Genomic DNA, 25,884 nt, shown 5'->3' on the forward strand with positions numbered 1-25,884 from the left:
CATAGGAAAGCCCGAGGGGGACGCGACCCATGAACATCCACGAGTATCAGGCCAAGGCGCTGCTGCGCGATTACGGCGCGCCCGTCTCCGAAGGCGTCGCGGTGACCAAGGCGGCGGATGCGAAGAACGCCGCGGGCCAGCTCGACGGGCCGCTCTGGGTGGTGAAGGCGCAGATCCATGCCGGCGGGCGCGGCAAGGGCAGCTTCAAGGAGGCCGAGGCCGGCGCGAAGGGCGGCGTCCGGCTGGCCAAATCGGTCGAGGAGGCCGCCGAAGAAGCGCGCGCCATGCTGGGCAACACGCTGGTCACGCATCAGACCGGCCCCGCGGGAAAGCAGGTCAACCGGATCTATATCGAGGACGGCTCGGACATCGCGCGCGAGCTCTATCTCGCGCTGCTGGTCGATCGCCAGACCAGCCGCGTGGGCTTCGTCTGCTCGACCGAGGGCGGGATGGATATCGAGGAGGTCGCCGCCTCCACCCCCGAGAAGATCATCAGCTTCGCGGTCGACCCGGCCACCGGCTACCAGCCCTTCCACGGCCGCCGCGTGGCCTTTGCGCTGGGGCTGGAAGGCGCGCAGGTCAAGCAATGCGTCAACCTGATGGGCATCCTCTACCGGGCCTTCACCGAGAAGGACATGGAGATGCTCGAAATCAACCCGCTGATCGTCACCGATACGGGCGACCTGAAGGTGCTGGACGCCAAGGTCGGCTTCGACGGCAACGCCATCTATCGCCACAAGGACATCGCCGAGCTGCGCGACGAGACCGAGGAGGACCCGAAGGAGCTCGCGGCCTCCAAATACGACCTCAACTACATCGCGCTCGACGGCGAGATCGGCTGCATGGTCAATGGCGCGGGCCTCGCCATGGCGACGATGGACATCATCAAGCTCTACGGCGCGGAGCCCGCAAACTTCCTCGATGTCGGCGGCGGCGCGACGAAGGAGAAGGTGACCGAGGCCTTCAAGATCATCACCTCGGACCCGCAGGTGAAGGGCATCCTCGTCAACATCTTCGGCGGCATCATGCGCTGCGACGTCATCGCCGAGGGCGTGGTCGCCGCGGTCAAGGAAGTGGGCCTCAAGGTCCCGCTGGTCGTCCGGCTGGAGGGCACGAATGTCGAAGCGGGCAAGGACATCATCAACAATTCCGGCCTCGACGTCATCGCCGCCGACGACCTGAAGGACGGCGCCCAGAAGATCGTGAAGGCCGTGAAGGGGTGAGCGGCGGTCCCGAATACCATTCGGGATCGGTCGCTCCGGTGGAGCGAGCGAAGCTGCGAACGCGGCCGGCGCAAGCCGGTCGCCGGGAGGGCCGCGGTCCGGACATATGTCCGGCGATCGGTCCGGTCGACCGATCGAGCCGCGAACGGGCGGAGCCCAGGACGAGCCGCGGTCCACGGGCCGCCCTCGCGCTCCTGGCCTGCGCCCTGCCCCTGGCCGCCCAAGCCAACGACGCCGCGCTGGCGGCCTTCGCCAGTCATTGCTTCAGCCCGCGCATGACCGCGGAACGGGCCGAGGCGCTGCTCGCCCCCTCCGGCGCGCGGGTGGATTTCTACGACCTGAACCCGGGCTTCGCCGCCGCGCCCACGCCCGCGACGACGCAGGTGACCCCCGGCACCGACCGGCGCTGCGAGCTGGCCTTCGACGGCGACCGGGGCGGGGATGCGGCGCAAGCCGCCGCCGCCGGCCTGTCCGCCGAGGGCATCGATGCGGACGCCCGGCTGCCGCCCACCCATGCCGATGCGGCCCTGCCCGGCACCACGCTGCTCGCCGCCCGCGCGCTGAACCCGCGGCGGCTGGCGGTCGTGCATACCGGCACCCGGCCCGGCCCGAACGGGACCGAGACTTTCCTGAATGTCGAGCGCCTGACCCCCGATGCCAGCCGCGAGGCGCTGCAATGATCCGCGCCGCCGCCCTCCTCGCCGCGCTGCTCGGCCTCGCCGGCTGCATGCCCACGCAGACCGGCTTCAGCCAGGGCGCGTCCGAGATCGCGGGCCAGCGCATGGGCTTCGTGGCCGAGGCCGTCTGCCTGAACAACCAGACCCGCCAGGCACAGGACCGCGCCGCCCGCGCGCTGTCCTTCCCGGTGGTCGAGCGCGACGGCGCCGCGACGATCTACGTCAATCCCGGCACGCTGACCTTCATGCGCATCGGCCCCGTGCCCGCGCAGGGCGTCACCATCGAGGACGGCAGCCGGATCGAGGTGCCCGCCGGCATCGGCTGCTCGGTCGGCTCGCCCGCCGTGGGCCAGGTGCAGGCCAACCGGCTTGCGGGCGAGATCCTCGCGCCGCGGCTAGTCGACGGCTCGGACACGCTGCGCGCGCCGCTGGGCGCGGGCGTCAATGCCGCCGGCGGCGCCGGGTTCTTCTTCGAGGGACTGACCGTCACCCTGCCGCTCGCGCGCACCACATTCACCGATCCCGAGACGGGCGAGGCCACCGGCTTCGACCACCCGGTGATCCTGATCGTTCACAACTGACACCACAGCCGGAGGCACAATGGCCATCCTCATCGACAAAGACACCAAGGTCATCTGCCAGGGCTTCACCGGCTCTCAGGGCACGTTCCACTCGGAACAGGCCATCGCCTACGGCACGCGGATGGTCGGCGGGGTCACGCCCGGCAAGGGCGGTCAGACGCATCTGGACCTGCCCGTCTTCGACAGCTGCCACGAGGCGGTCGCCAAGACCGGCGCGAACGCGAGCGTCATCTACGTCCCGCCGCCCTTCGCCGCCGACTCGATCCTCGAGGCGATCGACGCCGAGATCCCGCTGGTGGTCTGCATCACCGAGGGCATCCCGGTGCTCGACATGATGAAGGTCAAGCGCGCGCTCGACGGCTCGGCCACCCGACTGGTCGGCCCGAACTGCCCGGGCGTCATCACGCCCGACGCCTGCAAGATCGGCATCATGCCGGGCCACATCCACAAGCGCGGCTCGGTCGGCGTGGTGTCGCGCTCGGGGACGCTGACCTACGAGGCCGTCAAGCAGACGACCGACATGGGCCTGGGCCAGTCCACCGCCGTTGGCATCGGCGGCGACCCGATCAAGGGGACCGAGCATATCGACGTGCTCGAGATGTTCCTGGCCGATGACGAGACGCAGTCGATCATCATGATCGGCGAGATCGGAGGCACCGCCGAGGAGGAGGCCGCCCAGTTCCTGGCCGATGAACGCAAGAAGGGCCGCTGGAAGCCGACCGCCGGCTTCATCGCCGGCCGCACCGCGCCCCCGGGCCGCCGCATGGGCCATGCCGGTGCCATCGTCGCGGGCGGCAAGGGCGACGCGGAATCGAAGATCGAGGCGATGCGCGAAGCGGGCATCGTGGTGGCCGACAGCCCCGCGACGCTGGGCGAGGCCGTGAAGGAGGCGATCGACAAGGGATGACGCGTCTTGCAGGCATGATCGCAGCGACCGCGCTGGCGGGGGCCCTGGCCCTGCCCGCCCGCGCCGACGCGCCCGAGGCCTGCCTGTCGCCCGCCGACGACATCGGCGCGCTGGTCGCGGCGCTGGAGGCCGAGGGCTGGACGGCGCTGCCGCAGGGCGACTTGCCGCCCGAGGCGGCCGACCGGCTGGCCTGGCCCTTCGTCGCCGCTTACGTGCTGTCCGACAGCGGCGGGCAGACCATCGCGCAGCTCTACGAATTGCAGCGCCGCACCGTCGAGGGGCTGACCCGCCGCCGCGACGTTCCCGGCTCCGCGATCCGGCTCCTGACCCGCTCCGACGGCGCCATGATGGTAACCGTGCGCGACGTGGCCGGCGGCGTCGAGCTGCGCTGCCGCGTCGCGCTGGACGGCGGGGCCCGGGCGCCGGTGACCTTCCTGGCCGAGATCCCGCGCCGCGGCGAGGGGATCGAGATCGTGACCACCCGCCTGAACCCCGAGAAGCTGTCGGGCGTGATCGACGCACCCGTGACCGTGGCCGAGATCGTCGAGACCCGCCTCACCTACGACCCGGAGGACGGATCGTGACCCGGCCTCACCTGCCCGCCACCCTGCGCGATCCAGCGCTCGACCGCATTTCCGCGCAGACTCGCCCGATGGGCAAGGGACCCGCCCCCGCACGCTGCGCAACCTTGGCCAGACCACACCCCTCGGAGGTGCTCAAATGACCGACCAGTCCCCCAACGACGTCTTCCGTTCGACCAGCTTCATGCAGGGCCACAATGCCGAGTATCTCGAGCAGATGTACGCCCGCTACGCCGCCGATCCCGCGGCGGTGGACGAGACCTGGAAGCAGTTCTTCGAGGCGCTCGCCGACGACGCCGCGAATGCGCAGGCCGAGGCGCAGGGCCCGAGCTGGGCGCGCCGCGACTGGCCGCCCCAGCCCGCCGACGAGCTGACCGCCGCGCTGACCGGCGAATGGCCGGCCCCGCCCGTCGACGCGAAGGAGGCCAAGGCCGCCGGCGACAAGATCCGCGCCAAGGCCGAGGCGACCGGCACCAAGGTCTCCGACGAACAGGTGCGCCGCGCGGTGCTCGACTCGATCCGCGCGCTGATGCTGATCCGCGCCTACCGGATCCGGGGCCATCTGGCGGCCGATCTGGATCCGCTGGGCATGCGCGCCGAGACCCCGCATCCCGAGCTCGACCCGAAATCCTACGGCTTCACCGAAGCCGACATGGAGCGGCCGATCTTCATCGACAACGTGCTGGGGCTGGAGGTCGCGACGCTCAACCAGATCGTCTCGATCCTGAAGCGCACCTATTGCGGCACCTTCGCGCTGCAATTCATGCACATCTCCGACCCCGAGCAATCCGCCTGGCTCAAGGAGCGGATCGAGGGTCTCGGCAAGGAGATCGAGTTCACCAAGAAGGGCCGCCGCGCGATCCTCAACAAGCTGGTCGAAGCCGAGGGCTTTGAGAAATACCTGCACGTCAAGTACATGGGCACCAAGCGCTTCGGCCTCGACGGCGGCGAGGCGCTGATCCCGGCGATGGAGCAGATCATCAAGCGCGGCGGCCAGCTGGGTCTCGAGGAGATCGTGATCGGCATGCCCCACCGGGGCCGCCTCAGCGTGCTCGCCAATGTGATGGAAAAGCCCTACCGCGCGATCTTCAACGAGTTCCAGGGCGGCAGCTTCAAGCCCGAGGATGTGGACGGCTCGGGCGACGTGAAATACCACCTCGGCGCCTCCAGCGACCGCGAGTTCGACGGCAACACCGTCCACCTCTCGCTGACCGCCAACCCCTCGCACCTGGAAGCCGTGAACCCCGTCGTCTCGGGCAAGGTCCGCGCCAAGCAGGACCAGAAGAACGACCACGACCGCAAGAAGGTCACCGGCATCCTGTTGCATGGCGACGCGGCCTTCGCGGGACAGGGCGTCGTCGCGGAATGCTTCGCGCTGTCGAACGTGCGCGGCCACCGCACCGGCGGCACGATCCATATCGTCGTGAACAACCAGATCGGCTTCACCACGGCCCCGCATTTCAGCCGCTCCAGCCCCTACCCGACCGACAACGCGCTGGTGGTCGAGGCGCCAATCTTCCACGTCAACGGCGACGATCCGGAAGCGGTGGTGCACGCCGCAAAGGTCGCCATCGAGTATCGTCAGAAGTTCGGCAAGGACGTCGTGATCGACATGTTCTGCTACCGCCGCTTCGGCCATAACGAGGGCGACGAGCCCATGTTCACCAACCCGATGATGTACAAGCGCATCAAGGGTCACAAGACGACGCTCTCGCTCTACACCGAACGGCTCGTGCGGGACGGGCTGATCCCCGAGGGCGAGATCGAGGACATGAAATCCGCCTTCCAGGAGCGGATGGCCCAGGAGTTCGAGGCCGGGAAGGACTTCAAGCCCAACAAGGCCGACTGGCTGGACGGGCGCTGGTCGCATCTCGATCGCCGCAAGGAGGACGACTACGTCCGCGGCGAAACCGCCATCGCCGGCGAGACCTTCGACGCGGTCGGCCGCGCGCTGACCCAGGCGCCCGAGGGCTTCCCGATCCACAAGACCGTGGGCCGCCTGCTCGACGCGAAAGGGCAGATGTTCGAGACCGGCCGGGGCTTCGACTGGGCCACCGCGGAGGCGCTGGCCTTCGGCTCGCTGCTGACCGAGGGCTACCCGGTCCGGCTGGCGGGGCAGGATTCGACCCGCGGCACCTTCTCCCAGCGCCATTCGGCCTTGATCAACCAGGAGAACGAGGAGCGCTACTACCCGCTCAACCACGTCCGCGAGGGGCAGGCCCATTACGAGGTGATCGACTCCGCGCTCTCGGAATACGCGGTGCTGGGCTTCGAATACGGCTACTCGCTGGCCGAGCCCAACGCGCTCGTGCTCTGGGAGGCGCAGTTCGGCGATTTCGCCAACGGCGCGCAGATCATGTTCGACCAGTTCATCTCCTCGGGCGAGTCGAAATGGCTGCGCATGTCGGGCCTCGTCTGCCTGCTGCCGCATGGCTACGAGGGCCAGGGCCCGGAGCATTCCTCGGCCCGGCTCGAACGCTTCCTGACCATGTGCGGATCGGATAACTGGATCGTCGCCAATTGCACGACGCCGGCGAACTACTTCCACATCCTGCGTCGCCAGCTTCATCGCGATTTCCGCAAGCCGCTCATCCTGATGACGCCGAAATCGCTGCTGCGCCACAAGATGGCGATCAGCCGGAAGGAGGAGTTCACGACCGGCTCCAGCTTCCACCGCGTGCTGTGGGACGACGCGCAATACGGGAATTCCGAGACCAAGCTGGCGGCCGACGACAAGATCCGCCGCGTCGTGATCTGCTCCGGCAAGGTCTATTACGACCTGCTGGAGGAGCGCGACGCCCGCGGCATCGACGATGTCTACCTGCTGCGCCTGGAGCAGTTCTATCCCTTCCCCGCGCTTTCGATGGTCAACGAGCTGGGCCGCTTCAAGCAGGCCGAGTTCGTCTGGTGCCAGGAAGAGCCCAAGAACCAGGGCGGCTGGTCCTTCGTCGAGCCCAATATCGAATGGGTCCTGACCCGGATCGGCGCCACGCATACCCGTCCCCGCTACGTGGGCCGCGCCGCCAGCGCCTCGCCCGCCACCGGGCTCGCGTCCCAGCACAAGGCCCAACAGACCGCGCTCGTCGACGAAGCGCTGACCACGGAGTGAATTGATGTCCATCGAAGTGAAGGTGCCCACGCTGGGCGAATCCGTGACCGAGGCGACGGTCGCCACCTGGTTCAAGCAGCCGGGCGACGCGGTCGCGGCCGACGAGATGCTCTGCGAGCTGGAGACCGACAAGGTCACCGTCGAGGTGCCCGCCCCCGCCGCCGGCACGCTGGGCGAGATCGTCGCCGGCGAGGGCGAGACGGTGGGCGTCGACGCGCTGCTCGCAACCATCTCCGAGGGCGCGGGCGCGGCGCCCAAGCCCGATGGCAAATCCGAGGCCAAGCCCGACGGCAAGGCCGCCGAGGGGAAATCCGAACCCGCCGCCGCGGCGCCGGCCGCCGCCCCCGCCTCCGGCGGCGACAGCATCGACGTGATGGTCCCCGCGCTGGGCGAATCCGTGACCGAGGCCACCGTCGCCACCTGGTTCAAGCAGCCCGGCGACGCCGTCGCGGCCGACGAGATGCTCTGCGAGCTGGAGACCGACAAAGTCTCCGTCGAGGTGCCCGCCCCCGCCGCCGGCACGCTCTCCGAAATCCTCGCGCAAGAGGGCGAGACCGTCGCCGCGGGCGGCAAGCTCGCCGTGATCGCCGCGGGCGAGGGCGCCGCCCCCGCGCCCCAGGCCGAGGCCGAGGCGCCGAAAGCCGAGGCCGCCTCCGCCCCCGCCACCAAGCGCGGCGCCGATGTCGAGGACGCGCCCTCGGCCAAGAAGCTGATGGCCGAGAAGGGGCTCGACCCCGCCGCGGTGCAGGGCTCCGGCCGCGATGGCCGGGTGATGAAGGAAGACGTGATGAAGGCCGCCAGCGCGGCCCGGGCCCCCGCCGCCGAGGCGCCTGCCCCGGCGCAGGCCCCGCGCGCGCCGACCCCCGCCGACGATGCCGGGCGCGAGGAGCGGGTCAAGATGACCCGCCTGCGCCAGACCATCGCCCGCCGCCTGAAGGACGCCCAGAACACCGCCGCGATGCTGACCACCTATAACGAGGTGGACATGGGCGCGGTCATGGACCTGCGCTCCGAATACAAGGACCTCTTCGAGAAGAAGCACGGCGTCCGCCTGGGCTTCATGTCCTTCTTCACCAAGGCCTGCTGCCACGCCCTGAAGGAGGTGCCCGAGGTCAACGCCGAGATCGACGGCACCGAGATCGTCTACAAGAACTACGTCCACATGGGCATCGCCACCGGCACGCCCACGGGCCTCGTCGTGCCGGTGATCCGCGACGCCGACTCGATGTCGTTCGCGGCCATCGAGAAGGCCATCGCCAAAAAGGGGCGCGCCGCGCGCGACGGCAAACTGACGATGGCCGACATGCAGGGCGGCACCTTCACGATCTCGAATGGCGGCGTCTACGGCTCGCTGATGAGCTCGCCCATCCTTAACCCGCCGCAATCGGGCATCCTCGGCATGCACAAGATCCAGGAGCGCCCGATGGTCGTCGGCGGCGAGATCGTCGCCCGCCCGATGATGTATCTCGCGCTGAGCTACGACCACCGGATCGTGGACGGCAAAGGCGCGGTGACGTTCCTGGTGCGCGTGAAGGAAGCCCTGGAGGACCCGCGGCGGCTGCTGATGGATTTGTAGATGACAGCAACGCCATTTTCACTTGCAGGAACCTGGACCAGTTCGCTGAATCGTCTGACGGTCGGCGGGCTCGGTCTTTATCTCTTGCACTTCACTGACGTAGCGTCATTTCTGCCTTTCGGCGAAGATTTTTCCTCCGAGAACTGGGCCACTGGGGAAAATATCGTTGCGCTTCTTGGTTTTGCTTTTCTGGCAGTCTTTCTGGGTTCTTTAATCGTTCCAATAGGACGCAGACTTCTGGCGATTGATGTCTTCAACGAGAGGTCCGTCGCCCAACGAGCCTATCGGCTGGGTCGCTTGAAGAATGAGCATCTTTCTGATCTCTATCGTTCCGCAAACGCTCTGGCTGATGTCGTGGGTGCGGTATTTGGATTGACCTTATTCTTTCTCGTCGTATTGATCCTGATTTCGGTCGCTAACGTGATTGACCCTGGCACCCCTGCCGAACAGGAAAAAAATATGACCCTCTTTGAGGGATTAGCCTGGCCTAACGCACTTCCAGGCGCAATCGGAGGGATCGCAGGGTTCTGGATGAGAAGTGCATCTGCTGATACGCTTCGAGAAATTGACAAGATCTTGGACGAGACGGAAGAGTTGGCCGCGCGCAGTCAAGATCGCACCACCCCATGACCCCCACCACCCGCGCCCTCGCCTTCTGGCTCCTCCGCATCGGCATCGCCGCGCTGCTCGTCGTCGCGCTCGTGGCCTATCGCGGGCCGGACCCCGTGCTCTGGTGGCTCTGGGCGGGCTATGCCGTCCTGTCCTTCGGCGTCACGCTCGTCCTCATCCGCCGCGGCAAGTAGGCGCATGACCCCGGAACTCACCGCCCTCGCCCTGGCCCTCCTGCTGCAAGCGCTGCAATTCGGGGCCTATTCCATCCGCGCCAATCTCGACGTGGGCCCCGGCTACGCGATGTCGGCGCGCGACCGGGACCCCTCGCGCCCGCTCTCGGTGCTCGGCGGTCGGCTGCAGCGCGCGCTGAGCAACCATTTCGAGGGGCTCATCCTCTTCACCGCCGCCGTCGCGCTCGTCACCCTCTCGGGCCAGGCGACGCCGTTCACCGCCGCCATGGCCTGGACCTATCTCGCCGCGCGCGTGCTCTATGTGCCGGCCTACGCGCTGGGCCTGCGCCCGTGGCGCAGCCTGATCTGGTTCGTGGGGTTCCTCGCCACGCTCCTTATGGTTATCTCCACCCTGATCTAATCTTCCTCCGGCCCGAGATACCTCGGGGTCCGGGGCGGAGCCCCGGCGACCCGCAACGAAGGACGACCCCATGGCCCAATACGACGTCATCATCATCGGCTCCGGCCCCGGCGGCTATGTCTGCGCCATCCGTTGCGCGCAGCTGGGCCTCAAGACCGCCGTGGTCGAGGGGCGCGAGACGCTGGGCGGCACCTGCCTGAACGTGGGCTGCATCCCGTCCAAGGCGCTCCTGCACGCCTCCCACCAGCTCCACGAGGCCGAGCACAACTTCGCCAAGATGGGCCTCAAGGGAAAGGCGCCCTCGGTCGATTGGAAGCAGATGCTGGCCTACAAGTCCGACACGATCGAGCAGAACACCAAGGGCATCGAGTTCCTCTTCAAGAAGAACAAGATCGACTGGCTGAAGGGCTGGGGTTCGATCCCCGAGGCCGGCAAGGTCCGCGTCGGCGACGACACGCATGACGCCAAGCACATCATCATCGCCTCCGGCTCCGAAGCGGCCTCGGTCCCCGGCGCCGAGATCGAGGTGGACGAGAAGGTCGTCGTCACCTCCACCGGCGCGCTGGAGCTGGCGAGCATCCCCAAGAGCATGGTGGTCGTCGGCGGCGGCGTCATCGGGCTGGAGCTCGGCTCGGTTTATTCCCGCCTCGGCACCGAGGTGACCGTGATCGAGTATCTCGACGCGATCACCCCCGGCCAGGACGCCGAGGTCGCCAAGACCTTCCAGCGCATCCTCGGCAAGCAGGGCCTGAAATTCGCCCTCGGCGCCGCCGTCTCGAAGGTCGAGGTCAAGGGCGGCAAGGCGCATGTCACCTACGCGCTGCGCAAGGATGACAGCCAGCACGAGATGAAGGCCGATGTCGTCCTGGTGGCAACCGGCCGCAAGCCCTTCACCGAGGGGCTCGGCCTCGACAAGCTGGGCGTGAAGCTAACCAAGCGAGGCCAGGTCGCCGTCGATGACGACTTCCGCACCAATATCGACGGCCTCTACGCCATCGGCGACGTGATCGAGGGGCCGATGCTGGCCCACAAGGCCGAGGACGAGGGCATGGCCTTGGCCGAAATCCTGGCGGGCCAGGCGGGCCACGTGAATTACGAGGTCATCCCCGGCGTGATCTATACCCACCCGGAGGTGGCCTCGGTCGGGCTGACCGAGGAGCAACTCAAGGCGGAGGCGCGCGCCTACAAGGTCGGCAAGTTTTCGTTCATGGGCAATGGCCGCGCCAAGGCCAATTTCGCCGCCGACGGCTTCGTGAAGATCCTCGCCGACAAGGCGACCGACCGCATCCTGGGCTGTCACGTGATCGGCCCGATGGCCGGCGATCTGATCCACGAGGTCTGCGTCGCGATGGAATTCGGCGCCGCGGCCGAGGATCTGGCGCGGACCTGCCACGCCCACCCGACCTATTCGGAGGCGATGCGCGAAGCGGCGCTCGCCTGCGGCGACGGCCCGATCCACGCCTGAGACCGGCGGGCGGGCCCGCGCCGCCATCCAGCAGGCTCAGCGATTCCCCGACCGGGCGCGCATCGGCCCCGCCCGGGACCCGGCGCGCGCCCGCCCGGCGGGGCGCCGCGCAAGGATCCGCCGAGGCGCGCGCCGCTGTCCTGCGCCAGGATCCGCCGATGGCCGCCATGATCCCGCCACAATGCGGCACGGCCCGACTCTCGCGAAATCCGCGAACAATCGCCCGTCCGGGGGTGCAACCCGGCGTTGCTGCGCGACACTGCCACGGAAGCGCCACGTTCCCCCGCGGCGTGTAGGCGAAACACCGCTAATTTGACACGAAGCGCACCAAGTCGCTCCAACTCCCGCCCCTTTCCTCCGGCACTAGGACGCCAACCGTAGCGAAACGAGTGCCCCCGTGATCCGACCGCCCCGCCCCCTCGCCCAAGCCGCCGCCTTCTTCGCGCTGCTTGCAGGCCCCGCCCGCGCCGGCGACCTGATGGATCGGGGGGAATTGCACCTGTTTCCGGGGCCGATCCAGTCCTGGCTGGAAACCGTCCGGGTCCTGCCGTGGTCGATTGGCTGCGTCTCGATCATCGCGCTGATCCTGACCGTCGCGCGCCGGCTGCGGCTTCGCCGCCGCGACATGCGCCGGACCGTGCTGGGGCTCAGCAACGGCCCCCGCTTCCGCGCGGTCGACGCCATGTGTCACGCCGTCTGGAAGGGCCGCGGGATCCATCCGAAACGCCTGAAACGCGCGCTCGAGATCGCGCGGTCGCTGACCGACATGGATTTCACCGAAGACCACCTGCGCGAGGCGGCGCAGCGCGCCGACCGCATCATCATCCCGATCAATTTCCGCTGGATGCGCAAGGGGCTGACCCAGGGCGAGAAGATGGTGGTCTTCAACGCCGCGCTCTCCGTGCTCCTGGCCGAGGCGCCGCTCTCGCCCTCGGACCGGGCCTTCCTGATGGTGCTGGCCCGCGGCCTGGGTCTCAAGCGCGACCAGCTGCGCGGCCTCAGCGCGCTGCTTCCCGCCTGACCCTCAGCCCGCCAGCAGCCGCAGTCCCTGGGTGACATCGGCGCGCACCGCGAGCCGCAGGCCCGGCTCGTCCCCCGCGCGCAGAGCGGCGACGATCAGGCGGTGGTTTTTCGGCAGCTCGGTCCGGTTCAGCCGCCCGTAGAGCGCGCGCATCGTCGGCCCCATCTGCAGCCAGACCGTCTCGGCCATCGCCAGCATCGCCGGAGCCTGCGCCCGCAGGTAGAGCGTGCGGTGGAATTCCAGGTTGGTGCGGATGTAGCCCGAGGCGTCGTGCTTGGCGATCTGCTCGGCGATGGCGGTGTTGATCGCCTCCATCCGGTCGATCAGCGCCGGATGCGCCCGCGGCAGGGCGCGCACGGCCAGCTCGGGCTCGAGCAGCGAGCGCAGCGCCGCAAGCTCCTCGATCCGGTCGTTCGACAGCGCCGGCGTCGCGATCCGTCCCGAAGCCGACAGCGCGAGCGCCCCCTCCGCCACCAGCCGGCGCAGCGCCTCGCGCACGGGCGTCATCGACAGCCCGTAATCGCGCCCGATCCCGCGCAGCGTCAGCGCGACGCCGGGCGCCAGCTCGCCATGCATGATCCGGGCGCGCAGCGAACGGTAGAGCCGGTCATGCGCGGCGCCGGCGCCTTCGGGAAGGGGGTTGAGAAGCATGGCCCCACTCTCCCCGCGCAGGCCCGCCCGTCAAGCGTCAGGAGAAATCGATCGCGTGCAGCCGCGCCCCCTCGGCGCGCAGCCAGTCGCGCTTGGGCCGCCAATCGGGCATCAGCGCCTCGACTTGGGCCCAGAACCGGGGCGAGTGGTCCATGTGCCGCAGATGCGCGACCTCGTGCGCCGCGACGTAATCCAGCACCTCGGGCGGCGCCATCACCAGCCGCCAGGAGAACATCAGGTCTCCCCGCGACGAGCAGGACCCCCAGCGCGACCGCGTGTCCCGCAGCGTCAGCTTTCCCGGCACCCGCCCCAGCGCCCCGGCATGGCGGTCCACCGCCTCGGCCAGATGCGTGCGCGCCAGCGCCGCCAGCAGCACCTTCACCCGCGGCCCCGCGCGCGCGTCGTCGGGCACCGCGATTGCCCCGTCGCGCAGCCGCGCCGACCGGCCCGATCCCGCCACCAGCGGCACCTCGCGCCCCCGCAGCGGCAGGTATCCGCCCACCGCCACCCGCAGCGGCGCGGGCACCGCGGCCACCTGCCGGGCGATCCAGCCCGCCTGGCTCTCCACGAAGTCGCGCGCCTCGGCCAGGTCCATGCGCGGCGGCAGGGTCAGCGTCACCCGCCCGTCCGACCGCCCCACCCGCAGCGCCATGCGCCGCGCGCGCGACGACCGGCGCAGCCGCACCGCGATATGCGGGGCGCCCGGAACGGTCAGGCTGTCGGTTTCGCGCATCGCCCCTCCGGTTCGCGGGCGCGGAGCCGGGGGTTGCCACCCCCTGTCCGCTGTGGCATCGCACCCGGATTCCCCAGCCGGGAACGCTGTCTCGGATGATATGAAGGATGCGACATGCCCAAGGAAGAATGGGGCGTCAAGCGGGTCTGCCCGACGACCGGCAAGCGCTTCTATGACCTGAACCGCGATCCCATCGTCAGCCCTTACACGGGCGAGGTCGTGAACGTCGAAACCGGCACCAAGACCCGCGTCCTGGTGGCCGACAAGGACGACGCCGACGCCAAGCCCGCGAAGGCCGACGAGGATCTGCTGCTCGACGACGACGATGTGGATGTCGAAGTCGAGGATGACGATGACGACGACGCCGTCGAAGATGACGACGCCGTTCTCGACGACGATGACGACGACACCGTCCCACTCGACACGCTGGCCGTGAACGACGACGGCGACGACGACGACTGACGACCACCCGGCGCGGGCGGTTTTTCCGCTTGCGCCGTCTGCGGCCCTGTCCTAACAGGCAGGCCGATCGGGGCCTTAGCTCAGTTGGTAGAGCGCTTGCATGGCATGCAAGAGGTCAGGGGTTCGACTCCCCTAGGCTCCACCATTTCCCTCACATCGCAGGTTGCCATGCGCCCGTGGGTCGAACTCGCCCGTGCCGATGCCCCCGGCGGCGACACGCTGCGCCTGATGCGGCGCGAGGCGGAGTTCTCGATCCGGCTGGCGGGCGGCAACGAGCTGATGAATTCCCGCCTCGGCGGCTCGGAGGAGGCGCTGGCCCGCCTCGCCGTCGACGCCTGCGGCGCGCCCGCCCCGCGGGTGCTGATCGGCGGGCTCGGCATGGGCTTCACCCTGCGCGAGACGCTGGCCCGGACCGGCCCGGCTGCCCGCGTCACCGTGGCCGAGATCGTGCCCGCCCTGGCTGACTGGGCACGCGGACCGATGGCACCCGTCTTCGGCACCTGCCTCGACGACCCGCGGGTGACGCTCGACCTGCGCGACGTGGCCCGCCCGATCGCCGAAGGCGGCTGGGATGCGATCCTGCTCGATGTCGATAACGGCCCCGACGGGCTGACGCGTCCGGGCAACGACGCGCTCTATTCCGAGGCCGGGCTGCGCGCCGCCGCGGCGGCGCTCGCCCCCGGCGGCGTGCTGGCCGTCTGGTCGGCACATCCCGCCCCGGCCTTCACCCGCCGGCTCGCGGCCACGGGCTTCCGCGTTACGACCGAGACCGTCCGCGCCACTCGCGCCCGGCGCGGCCCCCGCCACACGATCTGGATCGCACAGACCTGAGGCTCAGGGCGCGGGCGTGCCCCCCGCGCAGCACCTCGGCCATCTTCGGCGCATCGATATTGCCGCCGCACAGGATCACCGCGACCTCGCGCCCGGCCATCGCCGCCCGCTCCTGCATCAACCCGGCCAGCGGCGCGGCGCCCGCGCCTTCGGCGGCGTGGTGGCAAGCCGTCCAGGTCAGGCGGATCGCCTCGGCCAGCTCGTCCTCGGTCACCGACAGGATCCGCGCCGCGCCCGCGGCATAGATCGCCAGCGCCTCGGGCACCGCGACCCGCACCGCCATCCCGTCCGCGAAGGTGCGCGCGTCGTTGCAGGCCACCGGCCGCCCTGCCTCGGCCGACAGCTTCGCCACCGGCGCGCCTTCGGACACCACGCCCACGATCTCGGCCCGGTGGCCCAGCGCGTCACGCGCCGCGATGCAGCCGCAGATCCCCGAACCGCAGCCGATCGGGACGTAGAGCGTCTCGATCTGCGGGTGCTCGGACAGAAGCTCCAGCGCATAGGTGGCGACCCCGCGCACAAGTTCGCGGTGGAAGGGCGGCACGATGAACAGCCCCTCGGCCTCGGCCACGCGGAAGGCCTCCTCGCGCGCGGCGTCGAAATCGGCGCCGTGGACGCGCAGCTCGGCGCCCCAGGCCGCCATCGCGGCGTTCTTCTCGGGCGAATTGCCCTCGGGCACGTAGACCACCGCCCGCAACCCCGCGGCCACCGCCGCCCGCGCCTGGCTCTGCCCGTGATTGCCGCGCGTGGCGGTGCAGATCCCCGGACAGTCGGGATGCGTGCGCCGCAGCCAATCGATGAAGGTCACGCCGCCGCGCACCTTGAAGGCCCCGGTCGGATTGGCGTTCTCGTGCTTGACCACCACCCGCGCGCCCGTCGCGCGGTCGAGAAGCGGCCAGCGCAGCTGCGGGCTCGGCGGCACCGACCGATGCACGAGATCCGCCGCCGCTTGCAGCTCGGACAGGTCGAACATGGCGCCCTCCTCCTCTGGCCGGACATCGCTCGGGGGTCCGGGAGCCGCGCCCCCGCCGCTACAACAAGAACAGCGTGATCGCCGGGAAGGCCACCAGGATCGCCACGCGCACGATGTCGGAGCCCACGAAATAGATCACCGCGCGATAGGTTTGCAGCATCGGCGTCCCGCGATCCATCGCATTGATGACGAACAGGTTCATGCCCACGGGCGGCGTGATCAGCCCGACCTCGACCACGATCAGAACCAGAATGCCGAACCAGATCGCCACGTGTTCGGCCGTCATTCCGAAATCCAGCGCCGCGACGACCGGAAAGAAGATCGGGATGGTCAGCAGGATCATCGACAGCGAGTCCATCAGGCAGCCGAAGACCAAGTAGAAGACCAGGATCACCACCAGCACCGTGACCGGCGCGAAGCCCTGGGTGACCACCCATTGCGACATCTCCTGCGGCACTTGGGTGAGCGCGAGGAAGCCGTTGTAGATCCCCGCGCCCAGCACGATGAAGAAGATCATCGCGGTCGATTTGGCGGTGACCATGAAGCTCTCGATCAGGGTCCGGCCGGTCAGTCCGCCATTGACCAGCGCGATCAGCCCGGTGCCCAGCGCGCCAACCGCTGCGCCCTCGGTTGGCGTGAAGATGCCGCCATAGATGCCGCCGACCACCGCGACGAAGACGACCAGCACCGGCCAGACCGCGGCCAGCAGGCGGAAGCGTTCGCCCATCGGGATGGCCTCGCGCGTGCCGGCTGCGGCGGGGTTGCGGCGCACGTAGATCGAGATCGCGATCACGTAGCCCAGCGCCGCCAGCAGGCCGGGGACGAAGGCCGCGAGGAACAGCTTGGCGATGTTCTGCTCGGTCAGGATGGCATAGATCACCAGCACCACCGAGGGCGGGATCAGGATGCCCAGCGTGCCGCCCGCCGCCAGCGTCGCCGTCGAGAAGCCGCCGTCATAGCCGTAGCGGCGCAGCTCCGGCAGGGCGACGCGCCCCATCGTGGCTGCCGTCGCCAGCGACGAGCCGCAGATCGCGCCGAACCCCGCGCAGGCGCCCACCGCCGCCATCGCCACCCCGCCCCGCCGATGGCCGAGGAAGCCCTCGGCCGCGCGGAACAGCGCCTGGCTCATGCCGCCCAGCGTCGCGAAATGCCCCATCAGCAGGAACATCGGGATGATCGACAGCGAGTAGCTGGAAAAGGTCGAGTAGGTCTCGTTCTTCAGCCGCGACAGCGCCACGACATTGCCCCCGGTGACCAGCCACAGGCCCGCGAGCCCGGTCAGGAACATCGCCAGCCCGATCGGCACGCGCAGGAAGATCAGCGCCATCAGCGCCGGGAAGGACCACAGGCCGATGGCCAGATCGGTCAATGATCGGCCTCCTCGGATGGCAGGATCAGCGCGCCGGTCACCAGCTCGGCCACCCGCACGGCGGCCACGTAGCAGGCGGCGAAGGCGGCCACGACCGCCCCCGACAGCGCCGCGGCATAGGCCCACCAGATCGGAAACTGGATCAGGTAGGTCGTCTCGCCGTAGCGCATCTTGGCCTCGGTCCCCAGCCAGAGCTGCCGCGCGATCAGGATCAGCACGGCCGCGAAAACCAGAGCCCAGAGCGCCATCAATCCCCCGTTCACCCGCGGCCCCAGCGCCCGGGTGAAGATGTCGACGCTGGCATGCGCGCCGGTGAGCTGGGTGATCGGCAGGAAGGCGAAGATCACGAAGGCCATGCCGGCCTCGACCAGCTCGAAATCGCCGTTGATCGGGCCCACGCCCAGCCCCAGAACGAAGCCCGACAGCGCGGGCAGCGTCGTCTCGACCCAGTCGGCATGCATCCAGCCGTTGATCGCCCGGCCCGCGACCGAGGCGCAAGTCAGCCCGATCAGCCCCGTCAGGACCAGCCCGCCCAGCACGGCCATCAGCCGCGCCAGCGCCTCGACGATCCGTCCCAGCATGCCCGCACCCCCTGCCTGTCAAGCGAAGGGGCCGCGCCCCAGCGGTGCGCGGCCCCTCGCCCGGACCCTAGCCTCAGCCCTCGTATTCGTCCATCAGGCGGCGGGCCTCGTCGATTAGCATCTGGCCGTCGATGCCCTTCTCCGCCATCTCGGCCAGCCAGGCGTCGTAGACGGGCTGCGCCGCCTCCCGCCAGGCCGCCGCGTCGGCTTCCGAGACGGTGACGATGTTGTTTCCCGCATCGGCCGCGATCTTGCGCGAGGGGACGTCCGCATCCGCCTGCGTGCCGCCCGCGAAGACCGAGAATTCGAGGCCCGAATTGTCGTCGATCACCTGCTTCAGGTCGTCGGGCAGGCTCTCGTACTTGGCCTTGTTCATCGCCAGCACGAAAGTGACGTTATAGAGATGGTTGCCCTCGAACTCGGTGTGGTTCTGCACCAGCTCGGGGATCTTCAGCGCCGGCGTCACCTCCCAGGGGATGGTGGTGCCGTCGATCACGCCCTTCGACAGCGCCTCGGGGATCGCCGGAACCGGCATGCCCACGGGCGTCGCGCCCAGCGCCTCGATCAGCGAATTCACCTGCCGGGTCGCACCGCGGATCTTCATGCCCTGCATGTCGTCGGGCGTGATGATCTCCTTGTTGGCGTGGATCATGCCCGGCCCGTGGATCCAGGTGCCCAGGATATGCACGTCGGCGAACTCGTCCTGCATGTGCTCCTGGTACATCTGCCAATAGGCGGCCGATCCGGCGCGCGCGTCGGTTACCATGAAGGGCAGCTCGAACACCTCGGTCGAGGGGAAGCGGCCGGGCGTGTAGCCCACCACCGTCCAGACCACGTCGGCCACGCCGTCGATCGCCTGGTCCATCAGCTGCGGCGGCGAGCCGCCCAGCTGCATGGAGGGATAGCGCTCGACCTCGATGCGCCCGCCCGAGGCCTCCTCGACATTGTCGGCCCAGACGTCGAGGATCAGCTTCGGCACGTTGGCCTGCGCGGGCAGGAACTGGTGCAGCTTCAGCGTCACCTCCTGCGCCAGCGCGGGCAGCGCGGTGACGGTGAGCGCGGCGCCGGTCAGCAAGCCGGCGAGGGTTCTGCGGCAAATCATGTGTCATCCTCCCTGATGCACGTATCGCGTGAGCGCGGGTCTTCGGGCCCGCGTCATGCCCGGGATTGAATACGCGCGGGCAACGGATGTGAAGAGGGAGGTTGCAACTGCAACGATTTCGGGCGGTCGGCGCGAAACAGCATCGGGCAACGCCCGACAACGCCGCCAGCCGCTAGCGCCGCCCCTCGCGCAGCCAGGCGAAGGTCGACAGCGCGCCCGCAAGCAGCAGAAACAGCCAGGCGGGCACCAGCGACAGCACCCGGATGTCGGCCGTCAGGTAGGCGTCGCGCGGCGTCCAGCCCAGCCAGCCGCGGCCCGCGGCAGTGCGCCCCGCGCGGACCGGCCGCAGGTCGGGCACGCCGTCCTCCACCGCCACGCGCCCGCCATCGGTCGCGTCCATCGCGCCCGCCAGCACCGCGTCGGTGGCGATCGTCTCGACGAATTCGCGCGGCGCGGCGGGGCCGAGGCCGATCACCGTGGTCCGCTCGCCCTCCTCCAGCCGGTAGAGGCCCTGCTGCGCGCCGGTCAGCCGCGCGGTGAAGCGGCCCGGAAGCTCCTCCTCCAGCACCAGCTCCGAGACCGTGCCGTCCGGCGCCGTCACCGTCACCGCGCCGGGCGCCTCGCCCAGCGTGCGCCGCGTCACCGTGATCTCCTGGCCCAGCGCCGCGGCGGTCAGCGCCTCCTCTTCCAGCTCGGGCTCCTGCATCAGCCAATGCGCCAGCCGCCGCAAGAGCTCCGCCTGCGGGCCGCCGCCCTCGTAGCCGCGATCCCAGAGCCACACCTGGTCCGACCCCAGAAGCGCCACGCGCCCGGCCTTCACCCGGTCGAGGATCAGGAGCGGCTCGCCCTCCAGCCCGTCCATCACCACCTGCGACTCGGGCGCGGCCTCGACCTGCACCTGCCGGAACCAGCGGCCCCAGGGCTCGCCATCGGCGCCATAGTCGTCGGGCAGCGCCTCGGTCACGGGATGCTTCTCGCCCAGATCGGACACGGCGGGGCGGAAGCCTTCCTCCAGCACGATGGCGGTGGGCACGGCGGGGAGGATCTCGGACAGGGGCGAGCGGAAGATGGAATCGGCGGTCGCGAAATCGGGCCCCGCCGCGACCAGCAGCGCGCCGCCCTGCTCGACATAGTTGCGCACGTTGTCGAGATAGACGCCCGGCAGGATCCCGCGCCGCTGGTAGCGGTCGAAGATGATCAGGTCGAACTCGTCGATCTTCTCGAAGAACAGCTCGCGCGTCGGGAAGGCGATCAGCGACAGCTCGGTCACCGGTACGCCGTCCTGCTTGCCCGGCGGCCGCAGGATCGTGAAATGCACCAGGTCCACGGCAGCATCCGCCTTCAGCAGGTTGCGCCAGGTGCGCTGCCCCGGATGGGGCTCGCCCGAGACCAGCAGCACGCGCAGCCGGTCGCGCACGCCGTTGATCTGGATCACGGCGGCGTTGTTGCGGTCGGTCAGCTCGCCCGCGGCTTCGGGCGTGCGGAACTCGATCACGTTGCGCCCGCCATGGGGCAGCGCGATGGGCAGCGGCAGGTCGCGGCCCACCGGCACGCGGTAGCTGCGCGGCTGGCCGCCATCGACGGCCAGGATCACCTCCGCCTCGTCGCCCAAGCCCGCGGGCACCGCGCCCTGGTCCTCGATCCGCAGCGTGATCTCGAACTCCTCGCCCAGGATCGCGAAGGCCGGCGCGTTCGACACGATCAGCCGGCGGTCCCAATCGGCTTCGCGCCCGGTGCGCAGCAGGTGCAGCGGCGCGGGCAGATCGGGGGCGAGGCCTGCGTCATGCACCTGCCCGTCCGAGACGATCACCGCGCCCGCCACCCGGTCGCGCGGCACCTCGGCCAGAAGCTCCGAAAGCGCGGTCATGGCCAGCGTGCCCTCGTCGCCCTCGCCGTCGCCCACGCGGGCCACGCGCGTGTCCAGCCCGTCGGCCTCCGCCTCCTCGAGCAGGCCTTCCAGCGCCGCGGCGGTCTGCGCGGGCCGGTCCGAGAGCTGCTGCGACGCGCTCTCGTCCACCACGATCAGCAGGATGTCCGACAAGGGCTCGCGATCCTCGGTCTGCAGGCTCGGATCCAGCAGCGCGACGACCAGCACCGCCCCCGCCAGCATCCGCAGCCACCAGCCCGGCAGCCCGCGCCACGCGGCGAGCAGGCAGAGCAGCGCCACCAGCGCGGCCAGCGCGCCGATGGCCCAGAGCGGCAGGAGCGGGTCGAAGATGATATCGCGCGCCATTCAGTTCCCCAGCCGGTCCAGAAGGGCGGGCACGTGCACCTGGTCGGATTTGTAGTTCCCCGACAGCACATGCATCACCAGGTTCACCCCAAAGCGATAGGCGATCTCGCGCTGCTGTTCGCCCGCGAAGCCGCGCCCGATGGGCAGCAGCGTCCGGCCCGCATCGTCCACCGCCCAGGCCGCCGCCCAGTCGTTCGCGCCGATCACCACCGGGGTGACGCCGTCGTTGAGCTCGCGGAAGGGCATGCCCTCGACGGGCGGCGTGTCGGGCGAGGCTTCGACCCAGACCTCGCGCGAATTGTAGCGGCCCGGGAAGTCCTGCAGCAGGTAGAAGCTGCGCGTCATCACGTGATCCTCGGGCAGCGGCTCCAGCGGCGGGATGTCCAGCGGCGCGGCGATGTCGCGCAGCCGCTGGCTCGCCGGCGAGGTCGAGCCGAAGCCCCCCAGATCCGCGTCGCGCGTGTCGAAGACGATCATGCCGCCGCCCCGCAGGTAGCGGTTGAGCCGGGCATAGGCCGCGTCCGAAGGGATCGGCTGATCGGCGGTCACCGGCCAGTAGAGCAGCGGGTAGAAGGCCAGCTCGTCGGTCTCGAGATCCACGCCGCGCGGCAGGTCCGGCTCGACCGAGGTGCGCGCGGTCAGCACCGCCGACAGCCCCGTCAGCCCGGCCAACGCCACCTCGTCGGTGCGCGCGTCGCCGGTCACGACATGGGCCAGCACGACCTCGCCGGGGATCGGCTCGGCCTGCGCCTGCGCGGGTCCCGGCCCCTGCGCCAGAAGGGCGGCCAGCGCGACGGCCGCGGCGCCCGTGGCGCCCCGGCGCAGCCGCCCGCCCAGCCAGAGCGAGGCCAGCGCATCGACGGCCAGCAGGATCATCGCCAGCGCCAGCAGCGGCGGCATCAGGTCGGTCTCGGGCGCGCGCTCCAGCCCTTCGACCACCGTGCCCGCCGGGTAGCGGGCCGGCGCGAGCGTGTCGCCGGTGTCGAGCACGTTGACCGCCAAGCTCTGCCCCGGACCCTCGTAGAGCCCGGGCGGCAGCTCCGCCGACGGCTCCGGGCTGGCCAGCGCCTCGCCCGGCACGCCCGCCATGGTGCCCGCGTCCCGCGCCGTTCCGAACCCGTCCAGCACCACGCGCGGCACCCATGTCGTGCCCTCCAGCTCCTCGACCTCGGGCCGCGCGGGGCGGGTCGAGACGGCGAGCCGCTCCAGCATCTGCACAAACAGGCCCGACAGCGGCAGCGTCGACCATTCCGCGTTGGCGGTGACGTGGAACAGCACCACCTGCCCCTGTCCCAGCGGCTTGCGGGTGACCAGCGGCGTGCCGTCGGCCAGCGCGGCGATCGCGCGGTCCGACAGGGTCGGGTCGGGCTGCGCCACGACCTGACTCGACACGGTGACGTCCTCGGGGATCGCCAGCCCGAAGAAGGGCGAGGCCTCGTCGAAGGGCCGCAGCGTCTTGGGCTCGCCCCAGCTCAGCGTGCCGCCGATCGACCGCCCGCCGGAGCGTAGCCGCACCGGCATCAGCGTGGCCTCCTCCGACCGGCTCAGGTCCGAGGCCGCGAGCGTCGGTCCGGCGAAGCGCAGCAGAAGCCCGCCGTCGCGCACCCAATCCTCGACCTGCGCGGTCTCGGCGGGCGACAGCCGCGCCACGTCGGCCAGCACCAGGACATCGGGCTGCGCGGGCAGCAGCGTCTCCAGGTCGCCCTCGATCAGGTCGGCGGTCGGCTCCAGCGCATTGCGCAGGTAGTAGAGCGGCGAGAGCAGGTCCTGCGCTTCGTCCCCCGCCTGCGTCAGCAGCGCCACCTCGCGCCGCGCGAGGCTGTCATCGGTCAGGCTGACCGCCCCGGCCGCGCGTTCGCCCGCGATCTCGAAGCGCTGCACGCGGTTGCGCAGTTCGGGCGGCAGCGACAGCTCCAGCTCCGCCTCCGACGCGCCCGCGGCGAAGTCCATCTCGGCCACCGCCAGTTCGGTCAGCGCGCCCGACGGCCCCGGCCCGATGGCCCGGATCGGCATCGTCCGCGCGCCCACGTCGCCCGACCGCAACACGGTCAGCGCGATCAGCCCGTCGGCATAGCGCGCCGGCGTCAGGCCCAGCACCGGCCGCCCGCTGTCGATCACGCGGGCCGCCAGCGCGTCGCGTCCCGGCCGGTCCAGCCCGTCGGACACCCAGACCAGCTCGGCCCCGCCCATGTCGTAGCCCTCCAGCGCCGCATAATCCGGCGCCCAGGGGCGCGGCCGGATCGAAGGCAGCCGCCCGATCCAGGCCTCGGCGGATTGCAGCGGCAGCGTCTCGGGCAGCGGGTCGGCCAGCGGCAGCACGGCGGCCACGCGCCCGGCACGCGCCGCGTCGCGCAGCATCGCCTCGACCCGCGCGATCCGCGCCGGCCAGTCGCGCGCCGAGGCCCAGGAGGCGTCCATCACCACCACCAGCGGCCCGGTCCCCGTGCCCGCCGCGCGCGGGTTCAGAACCGGGCCCGCGAAGCCCAGGATCACCGCCGCCAGCGCCAGCATCCGCAGCATCAGCAGCCACCAGGGCGTGGTCGCGGTCTGGCTCTCGTCGTCCTTCAGGCCCAGCAGAAGCACGATGCCCGGAAAGCGCCGCCGGATCGGCGCGGGCGGCACCGCGCGCAGCAGCCACCACAGGATCGGCAGCAGAACCAGCGCCAGCAGCAGCAGCGGCGCCGTGAAGGCGAGGTTTCCGAGGCCGTTCACCGCCGCCGCTCCAGCGCGGACCACAGCGACAGCAGCGCCGCCTCGGGCGAGGCATCGGTGTGATGCAGGTGGAACTGCCAGCCGGTCCGCGCACACAGGTCGCGCAGCGCCGCCCGCCGCGCCGCCAGCCGCGCCAGGTAATCGTCGCGCAGCCGCCCCGCTTTCAGCGTCTCGAAGCGCATCGCGCCCGACATGCTCTCGAACAGGGTGCGGCCGTCATAAGGGAAGGCTTCCTCCTCGGGGTCCAGCACCTGCACCAGCACGCCCGTCACGCCGCGATCGGCGGCGGCGGTCAGCGCCTCGGCCACCGGCGCGGGGTCGCCCAGGAAATCCGACAGGAACACCGCGCGGCTGCCCAGCGGCATCACCGTGGGGCGCGGCGCGCCGTAATCGGGCACGTCGCCGCCCTCCATCAGCGCCTCGCCGATGCGGTAGAGCTGCGCGCGCCCCGAACGCGGCGGCTCCGGCAGGGCGGCCAGGCCCGCCCGCTCGCCGGCGCGGATCACCAGCACCGCCAGCGCCAGCGCCAGCGTCTGCGCCCGGCGCAGCTTGGCCGGGCGGTCCCCGACGGCAAAGCGCATCGAGGCCGCATCGTCGACCCAGAGCATCAGCGTCTGCGCCGCCTGCCATTCGGTCTCGCGCACGAAATGCGCGTCGCCCCGCGCCGACTGCCGCCAGTCGATGGCGCGGCGGGCATCGCCGGGCTGAGCCGGGCGGTATTGCCAGAACGCGTCGCCCGGCCCCGCGCGCTTGCGGCCGTGCTCGCCCAGCAGGATCGTGGCGGCCAGCCGCTCGGCGGACATCAGAAGCCCCGGGAGCCCGCCCGCGACCGCCTCGGATCGCGCGCGCAGCGAGGCCGGGTTATGGAGCGCGTCGCTCAAGCGGCCTGCTCGACCCGGGTCACCCGCGCGGTGACCTCGTCGATCACCGCGTCCAGCTCGACCCCCTCGGCGCGGGCCGCGAAGCTCAGCGCCATGCGGTGGCCCAGCACCGGCCGCGCCAGCCGCGCCACGTCCGACGCATCGGGCGCGAGCCGCCCTTCCAGCAGCGCCTGCGCCCGCACCAAGAGCATCAGCGCCTGCGCCGCGCGCGGGCCCGGGCCCCAAGCCACGTGGCGCTTCACCGCATCGGTCGCGTCCGCATCGTCGGGGCGGCAGGCGCGCACCAGGTCGAGGATCGCCTCGACCACGCTTTCGCCCACCGGCATCCGGCGCACGACCGCCTGCGCCTCGATCAGGCCCTCGGCGTCGAAGACCCGGCTGGCCTCCGCCTCGGCGGCGCCGGTGGTGGCCAGCACGATGTCGCGCTCGGTCGCGCGGTCGGGATAGGCCACGTCGATCTTCAAAAGGAACCGGTCCAGCTGCGCCTCGGGCAGCGGGTAGGTGCCCTCCTGCTCGATCGGGTTCTGCGTGGCCAGCACGTGGAAGGGCTTGGGCAGGGGGCGCGTCGCGCCGGCGATCGTCACCACCCGCTCCTGCATGGCCTGCAGCAGCGCCGATTGCGTGCGCGGGCTGGCGCGGTTGATCTCGTCGGCCATCAGAAGCTGCGCGAAGATCGGCCCCTCGACATAGCGGAAGGCCCGGGCCCCGTCGGCACCCGTCTCCAGGATCTCCGAGCCGAGGATATCGGCCGGCATCAGGTCGGGCGTGAACTGGATGCGCGCCTCGCTCAGGCCCATCACCGTGCCCAGCGTCTCGACCAGGCGCGTCTTGCCCAGCCCCGGCAGGCCGATCAGCAGCGCGTGGCCGCCGCCCAGCATGGCCGAAAGCGCGAGCGACACCACGTCCTCCTGGCCGATGATGCGGGTGGCGATGGCCTTGCGGGCATCGCCCAGGCGGTCGCCCAGCGCTTCGATTTCGCCCAGAAGCTCGTCGGCCATTGTCTGATCCTCGCG

Annotated in this window: 24 protein-coding genes and 1 tRNA gene; 15 read left to right on the plus strand and 10 right to left on the minus strand. The window is 70.4% G+C overall.

Annotated features, from left to right (window positions below):
• Window positions 1–29 precede the first annotated feature (29 nt).
• The 12 genes from sucC (at window position 30) to P8627_RS07490 (ending at window position 12,343) form a co-directional block, all read left to right on the plus strand.
• A complete protein-coding gene (gene sucC / locus P8627_RS07435) occupies window positions 30–1,223 on the plus strand; it encodes an ADP-forming succinate--CoA ligase subunit beta (protein WP_279967133.1) in 1,194 nt (397 codons plus the stop codon).
• A 275-nt stretch (window positions 1,224–1,498) separates the two neighbouring features.
• Window positions 1,499–1,903, plus strand: a complete 405-nt coding sequence (locus P8627_RS07440) for a succinyl-CoA synthetase subunit beta (RefSeq protein ID WP_279967134.1) — start codon at window positions 1,499–1,501, stop codon at window positions 1,901–1,903.
• Window positions 1,900–2,481, plus strand: a complete 582-nt coding sequence (locus P8627_RS07445) for a hypothetical protein (RefSeq protein WP_279967135.1) — start codon at window positions 1,900–1,902, stop codon at window positions 2,479–2,481. Before P8627_RS07440 ends, P8627_RS07445 begins: the two co-directional genes overlap by 4 nt.
• Window positions 2,482–2,500: 19 nt before the next feature.
• Window positions 2,501–3,388: a succinate--CoA ligase subunit alpha gene (gene sucD / locus P8627_RS07450; protein ID WP_279967136.1), complete on the plus strand. Its 888-nt coding sequence runs from the start codon at window positions 2,501–2,503 to the stop codon at window positions 3,386–3,388.
• A 14-nt stretch (window positions 3,389–3,402) separates the two neighbouring features.
• A complete protein-coding gene (locus P8627_RS07455) occupies window positions 3,403–3,972 on the plus strand; it encodes a hypothetical protein (protein ID WP_279967138.1) in 570 nt (189 codons plus the stop codon).
• 136 nt (window positions 3,973–4,108) lie between these two features.
• Window positions 4,109–7,078, plus strand: a complete 2,970-nt coding sequence (locus P8627_RS07460) for a 2-oxoglutarate dehydrogenase E1 component (protein ID WP_279967139.1) — start codon at window positions 4,109–4,111, stop codon at window positions 7,076–7,078.
• 4 nt (window positions 7,079–7,082) lie between these two features.
• A complete protein-coding gene (gene odhB, locus P8627_RS07465; RefSeq protein WP_279967140.1) occupies window positions 7,083–8,654 on the plus strand; it encodes a 2-oxoglutarate dehydrogenase complex dihydrolipoyllysine-residue succinyltransferase in 1,572 nt (523 codons plus the stop codon).
• Window positions 8,655–9,284, plus strand: coding sequence for a hypothetical protein (locus P8627_RS07470; protein WP_279967141.1), 630 nt, complete (start codon window positions 8,655–8,657; stop codon window positions 9,282–9,284).
• Window positions 9,281–9,457 (plus strand): hypothetical protein, encoded by a 177-nt coding sequence (locus tag P8627_RS07475; RefSeq protein ID WP_279967142.1) that lies wholly within the window; start codon window positions 9,281–9,283, stop codon window positions 9,455–9,457. Before P8627_RS07470 ends, P8627_RS07475 begins: the two co-directional genes overlap by 4 nt.
• A gap of 4 nt (window positions 9,458–9,461) precedes the next feature.
• A complete protein-coding gene (locus P8627_RS07480; RefSeq protein WP_279967143.1) occupies window positions 9,462–9,857 on the plus strand; it encodes an MAPEG family protein in 396 nt (131 codons plus the stop codon).
• A 70-nt stretch (window positions 9,858–9,927) separates the two neighbouring features.
• Window positions 9,928–11,322, plus strand: coding sequence for a dihydrolipoyl dehydrogenase (gene lpdA / locus P8627_RS07485; protein WP_279967144.1), 1,395 nt, complete (start codon window positions 9,928–9,930; stop codon window positions 11,320–11,322).
• Between the two features lie 397 nt (window positions 11,323–11,719).
• Entirely contained in the window at window positions 11,720–12,343 is a 624-nt protein-coding gene (locus P8627_RS07490) for a hypothetical protein (RefSeq protein WP_279967145.1), read from the plus strand.
• A 3-nt stretch (window positions 12,344–12,346) separates the two neighbouring features.
• Here the strand turns inward: P8627_RS07490 and P8627_RS07495 are convergent, their stop codons facing one another.
• Window positions 12,347–12,994 (minus strand): GntR family transcriptional regulator, encoded by a 648-nt coding sequence (locus P8627_RS07495; RefSeq protein WP_279967146.1) that lies wholly within the window; start codon window positions 12,992–12,994, stop codon window positions 12,347–12,349.
• A gap of 37 nt (window positions 12,995–13,031) precedes the next feature.
• Window positions 13,032–13,727, minus strand: a complete 696-nt coding sequence (locus P8627_RS07500; RefSeq protein ID WP_279967147.1) for a M48 family metallopeptidase — start codon at window positions 13,725–13,727, stop codon at window positions 13,032–13,034.
• Window positions 13,728–13,841: 114 nt separating this feature from the next.
• Between P8627_RS07500 and P8627_RS07505 the strand changes: the two genes are divergently transcribed.
• From P8627_RS07505 to P8627_RS07515, 3 genes are all read left to right on the plus strand, one after another.
• A complete protein-coding gene (locus P8627_RS07505) occupies window positions 13,842–14,189 on the plus strand; it encodes a TIGR02300 family protein (RefSeq protein ID WP_279967148.1) in 348 nt (115 codons plus the stop codon).
• A gap of 69 nt (window positions 14,190–14,258) precedes the next feature.
• Window positions 14,259–14,334, plus strand: a tRNA-Ala gene (locus P8627_RS07510).
• A gap of 23 nt (window positions 14,335–14,357) precedes the next feature.
• A complete protein-coding gene (locus P8627_RS07515; protein WP_279967149.1) occupies window positions 14,358–15,020 on the plus strand; it encodes a polyamine aminopropyltransferase in 663 nt (220 codons plus the stop codon).
• Here P8627_RS07515 and P8627_RS07520 read toward each other — a convergent pair.
• From P8627_RS07520 to P8627_RS07555, 8 genes are all read right to left on the minus strand, one after another.
• Entirely contained in the window at window positions 14,947–15,993 is a 1,047-nt protein-coding gene (locus P8627_RS07520) for a threonine dehydratase (RefSeq protein ID WP_279967150.1), read from the minus strand. The genes P8627_RS07515 and P8627_RS07520 overlap by 74 nt on opposite strands.
• 58 nt (window positions 15,994–16,051) lie before the next feature.
• A complete protein-coding gene (locus P8627_RS07525; RefSeq protein WP_279967151.1) occupies window positions 16,052–17,362 on the minus strand; it encodes a TRAP transporter large permease in 1,311 nt (436 codons plus the stop codon).
• Entirely contained in the window at window positions 17,359–17,943 is a 585-nt protein-coding gene (locus P8627_RS07530) for a TRAP transporter small permease (RefSeq protein WP_279967152.1), read from the minus strand. The genes P8627_RS07525 and P8627_RS07530 overlap by 4 nt, the downstream gene beginning before the upstream one ends.
• Before the next feature lie 73 nt (window positions 17,944–18,016).
• Window positions 18,017–19,045, minus strand: coding sequence for a TRAP transporter substrate-binding protein (locus P8627_RS07535; protein WP_279967153.1), 1,029 nt, complete (start codon window positions 19,043–19,045; stop codon window positions 18,017–18,019).
• 172 nt (window positions 19,046–19,217) lie between these two features.
• Window positions 19,218–21,278, minus strand: coding sequence for a hypothetical protein (locus P8627_RS07540; protein WP_279967154.1), 2,061 nt, complete (start codon window positions 21,276–21,278; stop codon window positions 19,218–19,220).
• Window positions 21,279–23,990 (minus strand): DUF4159 domain-containing protein, encoded by a 2,712-nt coding sequence (locus P8627_RS07545; RefSeq protein WP_279967155.1) that lies wholly within the window; start codon window positions 23,988–23,990, stop codon window positions 21,279–21,281.
• Window positions 23,987–24,871, minus strand: a complete 885-nt coding sequence (locus tag P8627_RS07550; RefSeq protein ID WP_279967156.1) for a DUF58 domain-containing protein — start codon at window positions 24,869–24,871, stop codon at window positions 23,987–23,989. Before P8627_RS07550 ends, P8627_RS07545 begins: the two co-directional genes overlap by 4 nt.
• Complete coding sequence (locus P8627_RS07555) at window positions 24,868–25,869, minus strand: AAA family ATPase (RefSeq protein ID WP_279967157.1); 1,002 nt, start codon at window positions 25,867–25,869, stop codon at window positions 24,868–24,870. Before P8627_RS07555 ends, P8627_RS07550 begins: the two co-directional genes overlap by 4 nt.
• Window positions 25,870–25,884: the final 15 nt, after the last annotated feature.

This window comes from Jannaschia sp. GRR-S6-38, assembly GCF_029853695.1.
In the GTDB taxonomy this organism is placed as follows: domain Bacteria; phylum Pseudomonadota; class Alphaproteobacteria; order Rhodobacterales; family Rhodobacteraceae; genus Jannaschia; species Jannaschia ovalis.

Coding starts and splice junctions, on each gene's coding strand:
- P8627_RS07460 (WP_279967139.1), top strand. CDS start 4,109: ATGACCGACCAGTCCCCCAACGACGTCTTCCGTTCGACCAGCTTCATG.
- P8627_RS07530 (WP_279967152.1), bottom strand. CDS start 17,943: ATGCTGGGACGGATCGTCGAGGCGCTGGCGCGGCTGATGGCCGTGCTG.
- lpdA (WP_279967144.1), top strand. CDS start 9,928: ATGGCCCAATACGACGTCATCATCATCGGCTCCGGCCCCGGCGGCTAT.
- P8627_RS07535 (WP_279967153.1), bottom strand. CDS start 19,045: ATGATTTGCCGCAGAACCCTCGCCGGCTTGCTGACCGGCGCCGCGCTC.
- P8627_RS07475 (WP_279967142.1), top strand. CDS start 9,281: ATGACCCCCACCACCCGCGCCCTCGCCTTCTGGCTCCTCCGCATCGGC.
- P8627_RS07555 (WP_279967157.1), bottom strand. CDS start 25,869: ATGGCCGACGAGCTTCTGGGCGAAATCGAAGCGCTGGGCGACCGCCTG.
- P8627_RS07515 (WP_279967149.1), top strand. CDS start 14,358: ATGCGCCCGTGGGTCGAACTCGCCCGTGCCGATGCCCCCGGCGGCGAC.
- P8627_RS07500 (WP_279967147.1), bottom strand. CDS start 13,727: ATGCGCGAAACCGACAGCCTGACCGTTCCGGGCGCCCCGCATATCGCG.
- P8627_RS07445 (WP_279967135.1), top strand. CDS start 1,900: ATGATCCGCGCCGCCGCCCTCCTCGCCGCGCTGCTCGGCCTCGCCGGC.
- P8627_RS07455 (WP_279967138.1), top strand. CDS start 3,403: ATGATCGCAGCGACCGCGCTGGCGGGGGCCCTGGCCCTGCCCGCCCGC.
- sucD (WP_279967136.1), top strand. CDS start 2,501: ATGGCCATCCTCATCGACAAAGACACCAAGGTCATCTGCCAGGGCTTC.
- P8627_RS07440 (WP_279967134.1), top strand. CDS start 1,499: ATGACCGCGGAACGGGCCGAGGCGCTGCTCGCCCCCTCCGGCGCGCGG.
- sucC (WP_279967133.1), top strand. CDS start 30: ATGAACATCCACGAGTATCAGGCCAAGGCGCTGCTGCGCGATTACGGC.
- P8627_RS07540 (WP_279967154.1), bottom strand. CDS start 21,278: ATGGCGCGCGATATCATCTTCGACCCGCTCCTGCCGCTCTGGGCCATC.
- P8627_RS07520 (WP_279967150.1), bottom strand. CDS start 15,993: ATGTTCGACCTGTCCGAGCTGCAAGCGGCGGCGGATCTCGTGCATCGG.
- P8627_RS07495 (WP_279967146.1), bottom strand. CDS start 12,994: ATGCTTCTCAACCCCCTTCCCGAAGGCGCCGGCGCCGCGCATGACCGG.
- odhB (WP_279967140.1), top strand. CDS start 7,083: ATGTCCATCGAAGTGAAGGTGCCCACGCTGGGCGAATCCGTGACCGAG.
- P8627_RS07505 (WP_279967148.1), top strand. CDS start 13,842: ATGCCCAAGGAAGAATGGGGCGTCAAGCGGGTCTGCCCGACGACCGGC.
- P8627_RS07470 (WP_279967141.1), top strand. CDS start 8,655: ATGACAGCAACGCCATTTTCACTTGCAGGAACCTGGACCAGTTCGCTG.
- P8627_RS07480 (WP_279967143.1), top strand. CDS start 9,462: ATGACCCCGGAACTCACCGCCCTCGCCCTGGCCCTCCTGCTGCAAGCG.